This is a genomic window from Paenibacillus alvei DSM 29 (assembly GCF_000293805.1).
GTDB lineage: Bacteria > Bacillota > Bacilli > Paenibacillales > Paenibacillaceae > Paenibacillus_B > Paenibacillus_B alvei.
In genome coordinates, this window is record NZ_AMBZ01000003.1 from 42,400 (window position 1) to 58,605 (window position 16,206).

Consider the following 16,206-nt stretch of genomic DNA (forward strand, 5'->3'; position numbering starts at 1 on the left):
CGATGAGCAGTAACAAAAAGTCTTTTTGGGTAGGGGCATTGATCGGAAGTGTCATTGGTTCGGTATCTGCATTGCTATTCGCACCAAAGAGCGGACGCGAGCTTCGTAAAGATATTGCAGAAGGAGCACAGCAGGTTAGTGAACGTACTCAGCAGTGGGCGAAGCAAGTTGGTGACCACACAGAAGAATTGATCACTTCTGCTAAGGGAAAGGTAGCATCCTTCAAGCAAGGCTTGAATTCATGGAGACAGCAGGACTCTGATGAAGCACAGATAGCCGCCATCTCCAGCCTGCAGGAGCCCGCTGCCGATTGGGATGAGGAAGTAACTGCGGATGTGAAAGTAAAGGATGGAGAGATTAAGGAAGCTCGATAAATATAAATATCCCTACCACCTATGTGCGTAAGCAGACAGATGGTAGGGATATTTATTGTTACCGTGTAATTATAAGCGAATGAAATAGGATTGCGAGATTACCATTTGGAAGGATCAATATCGCTAGGTCTCATCCCTTCCCAAATGTTCGGGATATTTGCGTCTTCAGGATGCTCGAATACAAGAAATGCAGTAGGCAAATAACGTTCTCCGTATTGGCTTGATGGCGAATTTTTAATGACGCCGTCTTTTTCCACAAGCACAGTAGACGAACCGCCGTCCAAGTTAGCTGCAATCACTGCGCCGTTCTCAAGCATAATTTTCTGGCAGTCATATAAATCTGCTCCAATGCTGTGAGGCTGGCGGCCATCAATAACAAGGAATAGAATGGCTCCATCCTTGCGTTGTCCCATTACAGTTCGAGGTGCAATACCCCAGCCATCTGCATGATTGCGAATTTGCCCTTTTCCGTTAACGATCATGCGCGGCTGGAAGGTAACAGCTTCCTTCACGCCCATTTCGAGCAGCTCGCTAACCTTGAAATTACCGGCTACCATTTTGCCATCCTTATCAATACCAACAATTTGCGTATTTTGCTTGCCTACGCCATTATAATACATCTTACCGTCGTTAATGACGACACCGATGGGTTTAAACCCATTGCCTTCCCAGTTCGGATCTGCGAATCCACCGCCATTGACGCCTGCCAATGCGCCAGTGCGCTTTACCATGCTTGAGACTTTCTCGCCTCGTCCCACTTTGCCGGGAACGCCAATCCGTATTTTGGTGGGATCATTTACAATCATTAAATATCCGCTGAATGAGGCGCCTGTAGCACCAGTACCGCTTACTTCCTTATACTCGACGAGCGGCTTTTTGGCCTGCTCAGCTACAGAAGGCTTATTAATATCAATTGTTGATTTCTCGTCGCCCATTCGTTCAAATCTCGCCCAATACTCTTGTACACGCTTGTCTAATTCGGCTTGGCCGATAATGTACTTCGCCCAATGTCGATGCTGTGTTGTGATTAACGTATCCGCGATCAAGAACCGCATCTCTGTACCGGAAGGAGTTAGGAATAACCATCCGGCGCCAAGGGAGCCAACTAATAGGAAGATAGCCGCAACTATGCGAAAAATACGCCAAACCGAGCGTTTCTTCTTTAGCTTTTTTGCTTCCCTTGCTTAGGGTTGTTAGTCCGATGGCTTGTACGGACCACATTGCGCGGGGGTAACGCTCGCATATTATTCTTTTTATTAATAGGACGTTCCGTTTGCATCTTTTTCAACCCTTTCTATTTGTCTCCACATAGTAATGACGTTTTTTGGAAGTGAAAAGTTTCCTCCGAGTTTTGCCAGTTGTGGATGACTTGAACCTTGTCCAACTTACTGATAAGATCGAGGTACGTTTTAAATAAAGAATACATATGTTAAGTAAGGTCAGTCAAACAAGAGACGAAGGAAGCGGTGTATTCGTGCAGCAAGCTATAGCTATGCTCGATTCGGGTGTTGGTGGGTTGACAGTCGTCAAGGAAGTAATGCGTCAACTGCCGCGGGAGAAAATCATCTATTTTGGTGATACAGCCCGTTCGCCTTATGGTCCTCGTACTGCTGAGGAAGTAAGGTTGTTCACTCGCCAAATCGTAGATTATCTTATTCAATACCAACCTAAAATGATCGTATTTGCATGCAATACAGCGACAGCCGCAGCATTGGAATATATTCGAGCTTACGTGCCGATTCCGGTAATCGGGGTAATTCACCCGGGTGCTAGAGCAGCCCTGTCCGCCACAAACAGCGGCTATGTTGGTGTCATTGGAACAGAAGGCACAATTCGCAGTGGAGCATATGAACAAGCGTTAAAGCGGCTGTCCCCCCACGTGGAAGTGGTCAGTCAAGCTTGTCCTCGTCTGGCACCTCTCGTGGAGAAAGGGATGTTCAGAAATAGTGCGTCAACATCCGATGTCGTTCGAGAATCACTCGAACCGCTGAATAGTGTCCCAATTGACACCCTCATTTTGGGATGTACCCACTATCCCTTTCTAGCGGATTCGATTCAGGAAGCGATAGGGCCTAAGGTTCAGCTTATTAATTCAGCAGAAGAAACAGCACGAGAAATCAGCACCATTTTACAAGATAAAGGTCAGTTAGCGAACACAGAAACAGTTCCCACTCATCAATTTTTCTGCAGCGGAGACCCGGAAATGTTCCAGAAGATTGCCTGCTTGTGGCTCGGCGAACACATTCATGCTAATCCTGTAATCTGGCAGATTTCGAAAATTATGTAATGGCTGAACTCATTCACTTGGATTCACGAACTTATACGATATTGATAATAGAGAGCGTTCCGTGAGCAGCAAGTCTGCCAGGGAGCGCTCTCTTTGTATTGTTTAGTATCATTTTCAGGTGAAATCCTGAAAGTTATGAACGTCTATGCCGCCGCATATGCTTCAACCAATAGCAGATTGGGAAAGGAGCGACAAATGGTGGCAGTTCCTTATGTGGTGCAAAAGGGAGATACCTATCTTCGCATTTGCGCGCGTCACGGTATTCAACTGCATGCTTTGCTTAGTGCGAACCCTCAGCTGCGTGCGGATGGATATGCTGTACCCGGACAGGTAATCGATATTCCAGATCCCCCCATCAATAAATATGTGGTGCAGGCAAAAGACAGGTTTTATCACATCGCGCAGCGATTTCAAGTATCAACACAGCGCCTTGCAGAGGCAAATCCAACGCTTGATCCGAGAAGATTGATACCTGGACAGCTTATGTTAATTCCTTTCGAATACAGTACGCAATGGGAAAGGAAAACGGCAGAATACGGATATGCTCAAATGATGAGAGATATTGGTCAACTGCAAAATAGCCATTCCTTCATTCGAGTTGAGCAGATCGGGAATAGTGTGATGGGGAAGCCGATACCTGCAATTATTATCGGTAAAGGCACCGTTCCCGTGCATGCCAATGGTTCTGTACATGCGAATGAGTGGATTACATCAGCCTTATTAATGCAATTTGTTGAAGATTATGCGAGGGCGTATGACAGCGGAGAGGCATGGAATGGCTGGGATGCGCTTGCTGCCTTTGAAAGAACGACATTATGGATGGTTCCTATGTCTAACCCCGACGGGGTAGAACTCGTTCAAGAGGGGATATCGCCGGAGCATCCACTTTACGCCTCCATAATGGAATGGAATCAGGGATCGCGCAAATTTCAGCGCTGGAAGGCGAATATTCGAGGCATTGATCTTAATGATCAGTTCCCGGCTTACTGGGAGGAAGAACAAGCGCGAAGAGGCGTATATGCGCCAGCACCACTTAATTACGGTGGGACGAGACCGCTCACTGAGCCGGAAGCAATCGCGTTAGCTGAATTATCAGAACGAATTCCTTTTGAAATGGCACTGTCCTTCCATACCCAGGGACAAGAAATTTATTGGAACTATCGAGATTATGAGCCAGATGATGCATGTAGCTGGGCAGAACGGTTTCAAAGGGCGAGCGGATACCGGGCCGTGAAGCTGTCGGGAAGCGATGCCGGCTACAAGGATTGGTTCATACAGCGCTACAGGAAGCCTGGATTCACTATCGAGGTCGGCAATGGCGTTAGTCCGCTGCCGCTGGATGACTTTGATGCCATGTACCGGGAAGTGGCTGCAATTATGAAGGAAGCCCTGCTTCCATAAGACTAGAAGGCTTAGAAAATAAATGGGACGCGCGTGATTCACTCCTGCATGTTCTAGAATTCGCTACGCACACTAATGAGTAGGAGGTGTGCAAAATTGGCGAATCCCACTTCGAGAGGCCCATCTCAAAAACCACGCCCTAAGCGATCTTGGCAGAGGTTGTGGTTGCTGCTCAGTTCAGTGCCAAGACTGTTGACATCCAAGCGTGTTCCTTTTTGGGAAAAAGCAATATTTGTAGGTGTAATCGCTATTTACTGGATAATCCCATTTGATTTAATTCCCTTTATGCCGCTTGATGACATTATTTTTACCTTAATTCTGTTGCCTTGGTTTTCCAAGCGTGCTCTAAAATATGAAAATGCGAACCAAAAATGACGGAATGTGACGCAAAAGGTTGCTTCTCGCCCCGGGTTCCCGTACAATGACATAGAGGTTGGCGAACGCAACAATTTCATTGCGAAAGTACAACAAGACAATGGGGTAAAGCGGAGTGAAGAACAATGGCGAACGATATTCGTATTTGTGATAAATGTCGGCATATCAAAATGAAGACTTTTTTACCGAAAGTCAAAGGTCTGGATCCGGAAGCGGATATCAAGATTGGCTGTAAGTCATACTGTGGGCATTGCGCCAAGCGAGTGTTCATCTATATCAATGGTCGGTACGTAATTGCTCCGACAGAGGATGAAGCAATTGAAAAGGCAAAGCCTTTTGTCAAAAAGTAAGTTTTTAACCGCATAGAAAAAGCTGCGAAGCGATATCCTAATCGTTGGAGACTACTCCCTGTTTGGGAACATTCCATACTCTGGCGAAGAAGGAGGCTCGCAGCATGTCCAAATATGACTCAAGCTTGCAATCGCAAAATCCGATTTCGCAAGCGCAGAACGCAGTCAAGACAGCGCACAACGCTGTATCTCAAGCAATGTCACATCCTTCGGACCAATCCGTCTATCAGGCGGAGCAATCTCTTCAACATGCTGAGCGCGCCGTACAACAGGCCGCAGACAGCGATAATCCACATCCGGTCCAATTAGCTGAAGAAATGCTTGCAGCGGAGCAATCCCGGCTGAATTCCATTGGCGCAGACCAACTGGATTCCTTTGAGGGATAGGTGTACGCAATTTTATTGTCTTTATCGTCATGATATTTGTTCTTGTCCCGGACTATGTCTGGGATTTTTTACCCTTCCACCGCCGACATCAAGTCTTAGCATCTGGGAGTGAGGTTATGGTATTTGGTATATCAGTAGTCGTTATTTTAGCGTTTGTCATTTGGGGGTTCCTTTCTCCGGAAAAGCTTATCCACACAATCCAGCGCGGCCTTGTCGTTTACGACTGAACGTTTTGGATGGTTCTATTTGATTACAGCGTTAATCATCTTGGTTTTCTGTCTTTATCTTGCTTTTGGGAAGTTCGGACATATCACATTAGGCAATGATGATGATGACCCGGAGTATTCCAATATATCTTGGTTCGCCATGCTGTTCAGCGCAGGGATGGGGATCGGGCTTGTATTCTGGGGAGTGGCCGAACCTATCAGTCATTACATAAATCCGCCAACGTTGAAAGGGATGACGCCTGGTGCAGCGAAAGAAGCGCTGCGGTACTCCTTCTTCCATTGGGGATTGCATCCTTGGGGCATTTATACGCTTGTCTCGCTGGGAATAGCCTACTTTACTTTCCGCAAAGGTCATAATGGGTTAATTAGCTGGACCTTTGAGCCGCTGCTTGGTGAGCGAGTGAAGGGGCCGATTGGGAAGACAATCGACATATTGGCTATTATTGCAACGGCCTTTGGGGTGGCAACATCACTTGGGCTTGGAGCCATGCAAATCAATGGCGGGCTTGCGCATACGTTCGGCATACCGAGCAATGCAACGGTGCAAGTCATTATTATTGCGATTGTAACCGTGTTGTTCCTTACTTCTGCAGTGACGGGACTGGACAAGGGAATTCGTATTCTTAGCAATGTGAATTTGCTGATCGCATTAGGCTTGCTTTTGTTCACGTTGCTACTCGGACCAACTTCATTTATATTCGATTCCTTTACAACGACGCTTGGCGGGTATTTGCAAAATATTATTCAGATGAGTCTGCGGTTGACTCCGTTCACCGAGGATTCGTGGGTAGCGAGCTGGACCTTGTTCTATTGGTCCTGGTGGATTGCATGGGCACCATTCGTTGGCTCTTTTATCGCGCGAGTCTCTAAGGGAAGAACGATCAAGGAGTTCGTACTGGGAACAATGCTGCTGCCAAGTGGATTCAGTTTCATATGGTTCTCTGTTTTCGGCGCAACCGGACTTAAGCTGGAGATGTTCGATGGTCTGCCGATCGTAGAGTCGGTTAAAAAGGATATTACATCTGCGCTGTTCGTAACGCTGGATGCGCTGCCAGGCGGCAGTTTTATTGCTATTCTAGCGACGCTGCTCATTATTACCTTCTTCGTTACGTCCGCGGATTCGGCAACATTTGTCCTGGGAATGATGTCAACGAACGGGGATCCGAATCCGAGCGCGCCGATTAAAATAGCGTGGGGGTTATTCCAATCGCTTATCGCTACCGTGCTGCTGCTGGGAGGCGGTTTGGAGGCATTGCAGACCGCATCTATCCTCACAGCGCTGCCGTTTGCGGTAATATTGCTTGGCATGTGCTTGTCGATAACAAAGGCGCTACGGAAGGAGGAACGGGATTATCGCTTGAAGGAAAAGCGCAGACGCCGTAAAGTGGACAAGCTGCTGGAACAGGAAGATTTATGATAACAGGTCGTGGGTGCACGGCATTTCTGAATAACAAGGTGATAGAGGAAGAGCCGCTTGCGTATATGCAGCGGCTCTTTTCTTTGTTTGTGTTATTTTTGCGTTCTCGCAACTGCTGAATGGCATTGTTCATAATGACCTTATCGGAAATTTGCAGCCGATTATTCGCCTCTGCTGCGAACGGCTGGCACGCTGCTGCATCTGTTGGTTGACGAGTTCCATAATCGTAGCAGGTTCCGTGTTCGAATAAGCCGTCAGCAGACGGTACATAAAATACTTTTCCGTTTGTGAAGGAGCCATTGCGAAGTACGACTAATCGATTCGCCGGATTCAGCAAATTCTGACCCATGAGGTGCTTGTCGCTCGAATCGATTCCAAGCCAGTGCAGGAGTGTCGGTTCGATATCGAGCTGACCGCTTACAGTATCATAGGTTCCTGCATTTGCCCCATCAGGCAAATGGACGATGAGTGGAACTTGATTTTTCATCTCCAGCATATCCAGATCACTAATCTCATGGCCCAGCATTCGAGCAAGCGGTTCGCGATCATCAATGGAATTGTCGTGGTCTCCATACATCATCCATATCGTCTTGTCCCATAGACCACGCTGCTTCAAATCTTGAATCATATCACCCAGTGCCGCATCTACGTAATGAATAGCTTGCAAATAGTCGCCGAAGATGGTGTCCTGATACGGTTCTACATTAAGCTCTTGTTTATCTGCAGGCAGCTTGTACGGATGATGGCTGGTCAGTGTAATCAAGAAGCTGTAAAATGGCGATTTGTTATCCGCCATATGTGCCACCGATTGTCGAAGGAACGATTTATCACCAAGAGACCATCCAAGCGGCTCGTCTATTTTATAGTCAGTGCGGCTCATGAACTTATCGTATCCCATATTGCTGTACATGATATACCGATTCCAGAATCCCGCATCGTAGGCATGATATGCACCTGTAGAGTAGCCAGATGATTTCAAAATAGAAGGCAGTGAATCATAGGTTTGACCTGGATACCGGATAAAGACAGAACCAGTTGGCAATGGGTGAAGGCTTGCATTTACGCCAAAGTCCGCATCTGAAGTGCGTCCTTGTCCGGTTTGATGGAAGAAACGACTAAAATACATGCTTTCCTTCAGCAATTTGTTCATATTCGGTGTAATCTCTTGCCCATTGTAGGATTTGCCGATTACGAAATTCTCGAAAGCCTCTGCCTGTACAATGATGACATTGCTGTCTTTGTATTTGCCGAAGGAAGCAGGCGGGCCTTGCAGCTTCGCGCGATGATCGTCAAACCACTGCCCGACCTTATTCAATTCTTCTTCGCTTAGCTTATTTCCGCCGAACCAATTCAGCTCAGCATAGCGGTACACATCATACCCATGAAAACCGAACAGCCCAGTTATGTTATATATGGACGCATTCCACCAATTGCCCGTGAAGACGCCTGAGGCCCAGGTCGTCGTTGCTTGATGGATGGGCAATGCCATCACCAACACGCCAATAACAAGGCTGAGCGTACTAGTGATTAAGCGGGTAACCCAAGCGGGACGACGGCGACGCTCACCGCTAAGCAAATATCCGCCTCTATGTTCTCTATGTTCCTTGGACTGTGCTCGGAAGTACATAATGGACAACGGTATCACAATGATCCAGTCTAGGAACAGCCAGATGTCACCGAGATGGATTAGGGAAGCGATACTGTCCCCAAGCGAGCTTACCTGTCCAGCTTGCAGCAGCACCGGAACAGTGATGAAATCTTGGAAATAACGAAAATATACCAAGTCCGAAAAAATAAGAATTGTGAGTAGTACATTTAACACCAACAGTACAATCGTACGCCAGCGCTTTGACAGCCAGAACGTCCACCCAGCTATGATAAGTAATGTGCCTAGAGCTACAAAAAAGTCAGGTGTGCTCATTGTCATATATGGAATGGATAATGTGCGATCGAACCAAACGAGCTTCCACATCATTAAGGCGATAAACCATACCATAGCGAATCGTCCGAATATGGACGGGACAGTGAGACGATGGCTGGAGCTATTATACGAGCCATACATAGACGAATTCATACTTCCATCCTTTCTGTACATCTTCTACAAACACTCTACATCATACCAGATTTTACGAAAATGTAATAATTGAAAAAGAAGGTACCCGCGATAGAGGCTATATGATTTTGTTGATTCACCAAATTTTTAAAAACAAAGGCGTAATTGTTTTTTAACTATTTTGTTTAGTAAGTAGTCAAAAGGGGCTGCCATGTGAATACATATTGTATGGTATCGAGAGGAAAAACCAATCCGCGCCGCGAATCATACATGTTATAGGAAAGAGGCTGTTCGATGTGTTGAACAGCCCCTTGGAAATACTTATATAGTGGTTCATGTTCATGCCATCCTGTAAGTCAAATAAGAAAGCATAGTACATGCACCTGATTTGTATTAGGCCTGAGTAGACTCGTCTGTCCGCGGTTTGCGAGGAGGAAGAGGGCCTAAGTATTGATACAATTGGCATTCGATATTGCCGTTGTACAGCTTGCGCCGCTTCGTAGCCGGATCGCCGATTCTATGCTCGAATTGGCGGTTCGGACTGATGACGAACATTGACCAGGTCGGCAGCGTCTTATAAAGGAAGCCGAGCTGACGAATCATGCGGTCGACCTCATCCTGTTCATTCAAGCGTTCCCCGTATGGCGGGTTCGTAAGAATGACGCCGTAATCCCCAGTTGGCTTCGCTTGAGCAACCGGTGCCACATGGAACTGTATTTCACGTCCGAAGCCTGCGCTCTTCGCTGCTGCTTCTGCTAAGCGGATCGCTTCTGGATCAATATCTGAGCCGGCTATCTGCAGTTCAATATCGTCTCGTACCGCATCGAATGCCTCGTCACGAGCTTCTTCCCAAAACGATTCACCGATGATTGGCCAAGCTTCGCTTGAGAAAGAACGGCGCAGTCCAGGAGCAACATTCCATCCAATCATAGCTGCCTCGATAAGCAGTGTACCCGATCCGCAGAATGGATCATATAGCGGGCGTTCAGGATTCCAGCGGCTGAGCTGAACAAGTGCGGCAGCCATTGTTTCCTTCAATGGGGCTTTGGCTGTCAATTTGCGATAGCCCCGCTTGTGCAGGCCGGCGCCAGTTGTATCTAATGTAATTGTTGCAATATCATTTAACAGGGACACTTCAATCCGGTATAAAGGACCTGTCTCCTCAAACCATTCAATATGATACTGCTGCTTTAATTTATCAACGACAGCCTTTTTCACGATACCTTGGCAAGCCGGCACGCTGGACAGCTGAGACTTATGCGAACGTCCATCGACAGGGAATTCGCCATGCGCTGGAATCCATTCATGCCAGTCAATGACCTTCGTTCCTTCAAATAGATCATCAAAGGTACGGGCAGGGAATTGTCCCATCTTAACGAGGATGCGATCTGCAGAACGCAGCCATAAATTAGCGCGGCACACATCCAGCGGCCCGCCAGTAAAATGAACGCGCCCATTTTCCGTTTGAGTTTCATATCCTAATTGTTGCAATTCGCGGGCAACGATAGCTTCAAGGCCCATCGGTGCGGTTGCGATTAACGACCAAGGTCGACTCATGATAAGCATTCAACTCCGTTTTCTTGTCTGACTTGTACTCATATGGCATTCATCATATCATAAAAAGCAGGAGGTTGTGAAAATGTCTAATGATGCGGTTGAAACCTATTTGGAACAGCTCTATAAGAAGGACGATATCTTAGAGCGGATTAAGGAAAATATTCGGGAAAATGGCTTGCCGGACATCTCGGTGCATGAAGGATACGGAAGATTGCTGACAATGCTTGTCCGTATGATCGGTGCACAGCGCGTTCTGGAAATTGGTGCGCTAGGCGGTTACAGTGGCTGCTGTCTGCTTCGCGGAATGTCGGCGGAAGGCAAGCTGGTATCCCTCGAACTGCGGCAGGATTATGCAGATATTGCAAAGAGAAACTTAACGGAAGCGGGATACGGAGGTCAAGTGGAATATAGAGTCGGTGAAGCGATGCATGCTTTGGAAGAGCTGGAGAAGGAGCAGGCCACGTTTGACTTTTTCTTTATTGATGCGGACAAAGGGAATTATCCGAACTACTTGGAATATGCCATACGCTTGGCTCGTCCAGGCGCCATCATTGCGGGGGATAACTTAATGCTGCGCGGCCGAACGCTCGATGAAGCCAAACAGGGACCAGCTGTACAGGCGATGCGGCTCTTTAATGAAAGAATCGCTCAGGATGAGCGTCTTATTAGCACGCTGCTTCCAGCGTATGACGGTTTGGCACTTGCGATTGTTCGATAACCGTAATTTGGCGTATGAAATCGCTCTGAAGTCCTAAAATCTTGAGTGGTGCCGCACTCTCTTATGTTATAATATGTGACGGCAACTAGACGATGAAGGATGGATCATAAGATGAAATCGGAAGAACAATGGACGTCCAGACTTGGATTTATACTGGCTTCTGCTGGAGCTGCTATTGGACTTGGAGCAATATGGAAATTTCCAAATGTAGTTGCAACGAGCGGCGGCGGAGCCTTTTTCCTTGTATTTATATTATTTACATTCGGTATCGGGCTTCCGCTTCTCCTTGCTGAGTTCCTTATCGGTCGTGGAACAGGCAAGGAGGCAGTCTCTGCTTATCGAGACTTGGCACCGAATAGCCGTTGGCATTGGATAGGGTATTTAGGAATGGCAACGTGTTCACTGCTGCTCTCCTTTTATAGTGTAGTGGGCGGATGGATCGTGCTGTATTTCCTTCGTTCGATTAGCGGCACATTGCTGGAGAACGGACGAGATTACGGGCATCTGTTTTCACAGACTGTGGCAGATCCATGGTTTGCGGTATTGTCCCAAGGAGCCTTTATACTGCTCACTATTCTGGTAGTAGCAAGAGGAGTGAAGTCCGGGATCGAACGGGCAAGTCGCATTTTAATGCCAGGATTGTTTGTACTATTCCTTGTGCTGATCGTACGCTCTTTGACACTGCCGGGCATGTACGCGGGAATTGTATATTTTCTGAAGCCGGATTTCAGCAAATTGACTTCGGCAGCGCTGCTGAACGCGCTTGGGCAGTCGTTCTTCTGCTTGAGTGTCGGGGGCTCCTGTATGGTCACGTACAGTTCCTATCTGAATAAGAAGGAATCACTCGGCAAGCCCGCACTATCTGTCGTTGGGTTAAATGTCATGACATCATTCATGGCAGGTATTGCAATATTCCCTGCGTTGTTTGCGTTAGGAATGAAGCCGGTGGACGGCCCAGGATTACTGTTCGTGACCCTACCGAATGTATTCGAGCAGTTGCCGTACGGCAGTATATTTATCGCGGTATTCCTTGCATTATTCCTGTTTGCAACATTGACATCCGCGTTCTCTTTGCTCGAGATCGTGGTTGCTGCCTTCTCGCATCAAGATGCAGTGCGCAGACAGCGGATGTGCTGGATATTTGGGACGATCATTTTTGTGTTAGGCGTACCGTCGGCACTGTCGTTTGGGGTTGGCAGCGAACTGACCTGGATGAACAAAAATGTATTCGAATGGGCGGACTTCGCGGTAACGAATGTGATGCTTCCGTTAGGGGTGCTGCTTATTTCTGTATTTGTCGGCTTCCGATATCCGCGGGAGCGTTTGAAGGAAGAATGGAGCACGATGCCCTCTATGTGGCATAAGGGATTAGTTGTATATATGGTGCTATTGCGCTACGTATTGCCGATTATTGTAGGTATTGTGTTTTTGCATGGGATGAACTGGCTTCCGTTCTAAAGTACAGCGATTACGAATGAGGCGACATAGAGTAAAAGAGATGGGACAACGAGAAAGAACGGTTGCGGGAGGAATTCATGAAGGCTACAGAACAATGGACATCGAAGATTGGATTTATACTTGCCTCGGCGGGATCGGCAATAGGCCTCGGAGCGATATGGAAGTTTCCGAATGTAGTTGCCACAAGCGGTGGCGGGGCATTTTTTCTATTGTTCCTTATATTTACACTGGGGATTGGTTTGCCGCTGCTCATTGCTGAATTTGTAATTGGCCGTGGAACAGGCAAGGAAGCGATTAGAGCCTATAAGGAAATTGCGCCGGGAACGCGCTGGCATTGGACGGGTTATTTGGGGATGGGAACCTGCTTCCTGCTGCTTTCCTTCTATAGCGTTGTAGGGGGATGGATTTTGCTCTATCTCTCTCGTGGGATTGTAGGCGGATTGCTTGTAGCGGGCAGAAATTATGATGAACTGTTCGCACAGACCGTATCTAATCCTTGGACTGCTGTTATGGCGCAACTATCCTTCATGCTGATTACGATCGTCGTCGTAGGGCAGGGGATAAAGTCCGGGATTGAGCGGGCAAGCCGTATTTTAATGCCGGGTCTATTCATTTTGTTCCTTGTACTCATAATCCGTTCACTTACGCTTCCAGGGATGAGTGAAGGACTTGAATATTTCCTTAAGCCAGACTTTAGCAAGCTGACAGGACAAGCTATATTGAATGCCCTTGGCCAATCGTTCTTCTGTCTCAGTGTCGGTGTATCTGTAATGGTTACGTACAGCTCATACCTGAACAAGAAAGAATCTTTGGTAAAATCGGCGACTTCCGTCGTTATCTTGAATGTGCTCACTTCCTTAATGGCGGGAATTGCGATTTTCCCAGCATTATTCGCTTTGGGAATGAAGCCGCAAGAAGGTCCGGGACTGCTGTTTGGTACTTTGCCGGCTTTATTTGAACAAATGCCTTATGGCGGAATTTTTATTACATTATTCCTAGCGTTGTTTTTGTTTGCTGCATTGACTTCCGCGTTCTCGATGTTGGAAATATTGGTGTCAGGCTTCTCGGGAGGCAACAAAATCAATCGAAAGCGTTTGAGCGTCTTGTTCGGCTTATTGATATTTGTTGTTGGCGTCCCATCTGCGTTGTCCTTCGGCGTATTGTCAGAGATTCAACTCTTTGGTTTAACCATCTTTGAAATGGCGGATTTTGCGGTGACGAATATATTGATGCCGATTGGTGTACTGCTAATCGCTCTGTTCGTCGGTTATCGATTCCCTAAGGCACGATTGAAGCAAGAGTTCCGTACGGAAGCGGTTTGGTGGCAAAAGGGACTCGCAATGTATCTCATGCTGCTACGTGTGGTCATTCCAATTGTCATTGTGCTTGTATTCTTGAATCTTCTGCACATCGTATAAGGAATGTACAAAAATGTTACATGGATATAAGCTTTATCGATGGCATCTAGATTTAACAGCAGCTATACTTGCACCGCATAAAAGAGGTTAGCTAGAAGTAAAATCGAAAAAAGAGCAAACATGAAAAAATCTCCGGTTTTCCAGCCGGAGGTTTTTTGCGTAGGAGGCTATAGAAGACCGATCGCCTGCAGACCGTTTCGAATCCCATCTTCGTTGTGGGAAGTTGTCACTACATTCGCGTATGATTTGACATCGGGGGATGCGTTGCCCATAGCCACTCCTATGCCTGCGAATTGCAGCATTTCAATATCATTGGTGCCGTCGCCAAATGCACAGCACTGTTCACGTGAGAATCCGCCGTATTCAAGCATCTTTTGCAGACCGACGGCCTTTGAAATATTGCCATGCAGAAAATCTACCGCATTCGGATGCCAGCGGTGCTGCTGATAATCAGGGAAATGAACAGCATATTCCTTGCCTTCCTGTTCATTGCAGAACAGCAAAATTTGATAGACAGACTTGTCTTGATCGCTGGCCTGCCGTAAAGGCAAGCGTCCGATCTGGAATTGCTTAAGCGCATCACTAATGGAGTCCTGTCCCATGGAGGACTGCATTGCATCTGCCTGCAAATAGACAAGCGGATGATTGCGTTTCGTTGCCATATCGGTTAAGCGTTCAACCTCAGCGGCCGGCAGCGGATTATCATGGACGACCTTTCCTTCAAAGACGGCGTATTGTCCGTTCATAGAGACGAAGGATCGTATATTGAGTTCTTCGCATACCCATTGGAAGGATGCTGGACAGCGGCCAGTTGCAATGGCCGTATAGACCCCAGACTGCTGCAGTTGAGCAATTGCTTGCTTCGTCGAGGGATTTATTTGTTTTTCTCATTCAATAATGTCCCGTCTATGTCAAAAAATACGATGCTCCTAGTCATCATTATCTCTCCCTCTCTCATCGGCTGCGAGCCATCCTGCCGTAACGCCCTAGGAGATTGAAGCTATCGGTTTTCTCCGTGTGGTGCATCAGGTTACGCCAGCAGGTAACGGCTACAGTCATAACGTATCAGATGAAATGCTTTTCATAGCAAGAGCTTTTTACTTTTTTCAGACATCGGTTACCATACGGTATAATGAAGAAGCATTGGATGAATAGGGGGATCGCGATAATGGCGAATATTAAGCAGATTGCGGAGCTGTCCGGTGTATCTGTCACCACGGTATCCCGTGTGCTGAATAATCATCCTTATGTGAGTCAAGAAAAGCGGAAGGCCGTCATGCAGGTTGTCGAGCAGCTCGATTACACGCAAAACTTCAATGCGGTGCATTTGGTTAAGGGGAGAACCCAGCTTATCGGCATTCTTCTTCCTTGTATGGATATGCCGTTTTTCTCAAGCTTCATGACGGGATTGGCAGAAGAAGCGCTGCGACATAAATATAATCTTGTATTTTTTCAAACGGACTATAACGCGGAAGAAGAGCTGCGTGCGCTCCATATGCTGAAGCAGAGACAAATTGACGGACTGATTATTGTTTCGAAGGACTTGTCATGGGATACGGTTGAGGAATACACGCGCTACGGACCCATTGTATCCTTAGAGCATGCCGGCAATCGTCCGATAACTTCGATAAGCTTTGATTACTATGGAAGCTACAGCTATGCCATGCGCTATCTCATTGAGAAGGGACATCGTCGTATCGGGATATCGGTATGTAGAGAATATAGCTATAATAGTTCGATTCGCTTGCAAGCTTATGTGGATGCCCTCCGTGATATTGGCGTAACCCCTGAGGAGAACTGGATGTTCTATCGGAGCAGCAACATCCAGCATGGAGCGGAGCTGCTCCAGAGATGGATTGCAATGGAAAATCGTCCAACCGCTATCATTGCTTCTGGCGATGAAGTTGCAGCTGGAATGATATTGGAGGGACGGAAGCAAGAAATTCATGTCCCAGAGCATCTATCCTTAATCAGTTGCGAGAATTTCCCGATGGCTTCAGTTATCGGGGTGACTTCAATTGATTATCGCAATGAAGAAGCTGGAGCTGCTATGTTTCAGGCGTGCTTTACACGAATTATGAATCCTGAAGCAGTGCCCGAACAGCGAATTATGCGATTTGAGTTCGTAGAGCGGAGCTCAGTCGCGGATATCAAATAGGACAAGACCCAGGGATGCCCTGGGTCT

14 protein-coding genes and 1 pseudogene are annotated in these 16,206 nt (G+C 47.1%); 11 read left to right on the top strand and 4 right to left on the bottom strand.

Going from position 1 to position 16,206, the window contains the following annotated elements; translation table 11 throughout:
* Window positions 1–2 precede the first annotated feature (2 nt).
* On the top strand, window positions 3–374 hold the full coding sequence (locus PAV_RS10750) for a YtxH domain-containing protein (RefSeq protein WP_005545983.1): 372 nt from the start codon (window positions 3–5) through the stop codon (window positions 372–374).
* A 98-nt stretch (window positions 375–472) separates the two neighbouring features.
* Here the strand turns inward: PAV_RS10750 and PAV_RS10755 are convergent, their stop codons facing one another.
* Window positions 473–1,420, bottom strand: coding sequence for a phosphodiester glycosidase family protein (locus tag PAV_RS10755; protein ID WP_005545984.1), 948 nt, complete (start codon window positions 1,418–1,420; stop codon window positions 473–475).
* 428 nt (window positions 1,421–1,848) lie between these two features.
* Here PAV_RS10755 and racE point away from each other — a divergent pair, with 428 nt between their 5' ends.
* The 6 genes and pseudogenes from racE to PAV_RS10785 form a co-directional block, all read left to right on the top strand.
* On the top strand, window positions 1,849–2,661 hold the full coding sequence (gene racE, locus PAV_RS10760) for a glutamate racemase (RefSeq protein WP_005545987.1): 813 nt from the start codon (window positions 1,849–1,851) through the stop codon (window positions 2,659–2,661).
* A gap of 195 nt (window positions 2,662–2,856) precedes the next feature.
* Complete coding sequence (locus tag PAV_RS10765; RefSeq protein ID WP_005545989.1) at window positions 2,857–4,062, top strand: M14 family zinc carboxypeptidase; 1,206 nt, start codon at window positions 2,857–2,859, stop codon at window positions 4,060–4,062.
* Window positions 4,063–4,158: 96 nt separating this feature from the next.
* Complete coding sequence (locus PAV_RS10770; protein WP_005545991.1) at window positions 4,159–4,437, top strand: YkvA family protein; 279 nt, start codon at window positions 4,159–4,161, stop codon at window positions 4,435–4,437.
* Window positions 4,438–4,562: 125 nt separating this feature from the next.
* Window positions 4,563–4,787 (top strand): YuzB family protein, encoded by a 225-nt coding sequence (locus PAV_RS10775; protein WP_005545993.1) that lies wholly within the window; start codon window positions 4,563–4,565, stop codon window positions 4,785–4,787.
* Between the two features lie 104 nt (window positions 4,788–4,891).
* The gene (locus PAV_RS10780) at window positions 4,892–5,173 is read left to right on the top strand and encodes a hypothetical protein (protein ID WP_005545996.1); all 282 of its coding nucleotides are present in this window, start codon (window positions 4,892–4,894) and stop codon (window positions 5,171–5,173) included.
* A 210-nt stretch (window positions 5,174–5,383) separates the two neighbouring features.
* A pseudogene (locus PAV_RS10785) lies at window positions 5,384–6,682 on the top strand (glycine betaine uptake BCCT transporter); the annotation flags it as partial.
* Here the strand turns inward: PAV_RS10785 and PAV_RS10790 are convergent.
* Window positions 6,672–8,891: an LTA synthase family protein gene (locus PAV_RS10790; protein WP_005546000.1), complete on the bottom strand. Its 2,220-nt coding sequence runs from the start codon at window positions 8,889–8,891 to the stop codon at window positions 6,672–6,674. The pseudogene PAV_RS10785 and the gene PAV_RS10790 sit on opposite strands and share 11 nt — an antisense overlap.
* Window positions 8,892–9,263: 372 nt before the next feature.
* Window positions 9,264–10,427, bottom strand: a complete 1,164-nt coding sequence (locus tag PAV_RS10795; protein WP_040735794.1) for a THUMP domain-containing class I SAM-dependent RNA methyltransferase — start codon at window positions 10,425–10,427, stop codon at window positions 9,264–9,266.
* An 82-nt stretch (window positions 10,428–10,509) separates the two neighbouring features.
* On the opposite strand from PAV_RS10795, the gene PAV_RS10800 reads away from it, so the two are divergent.
* The 3 genes from PAV_RS10800 (at window position 10,510) to PAV_RS10810 (ending at window position 14,021) form a co-directional block, all read left to right on the top strand.
* Complete coding sequence (locus PAV_RS10800; protein WP_005546003.1) at window positions 10,510–11,145, top strand: O-methyltransferase; 636 nt, start codon at window positions 10,510–10,512, stop codon at window positions 11,143–11,145.
* A gap of 111 nt (window positions 11,146–11,256) precedes the next feature.
* On the top strand, window positions 11,257–12,603 hold the full coding sequence (locus PAV_RS10805; protein WP_005546005.1) for a sodium-dependent transporter: 1,347 nt from the start codon (window positions 11,257–11,259) through the stop codon (window positions 12,601–12,603).
* Between the two features lie 77 nt (window positions 12,604–12,680).
* Window positions 12,681–14,021 (top strand): sodium-dependent transporter, encoded by a 1,341-nt coding sequence (locus PAV_RS10810; protein WP_005546007.1) that lies wholly within the window; start codon window positions 12,681–12,683, stop codon window positions 14,019–14,021.
* A 167-nt stretch (window positions 14,022–14,188) separates the two neighbouring features.
* Here PAV_RS10810 and PAV_RS10815 read toward each other — a convergent pair whose 3' ends face one another.
* A complete protein-coding gene (locus PAV_RS10815; protein ID WP_081505718.1) occupies window positions 14,189–14,899 on the bottom strand; it encodes a Cof-type HAD-IIB family hydrolase in 711 nt (236 codons plus the stop codon).
* 290 nt (window positions 14,900–15,189) lie between these two features.
* Here PAV_RS10815 and PAV_RS10820 point away from each other — a divergent pair, with 290 nt between their 5' ends.
* A complete protein-coding gene (locus PAV_RS10820) occupies window positions 15,190–16,179 on the top strand; it encodes a LacI family DNA-binding transcriptional regulator (RefSeq protein WP_005546012.1) in 990 nt (329 codons plus the stop codon).
* The last annotated feature ends 27 nt before the right edge of the window (window positions 16,180–16,206 follow it).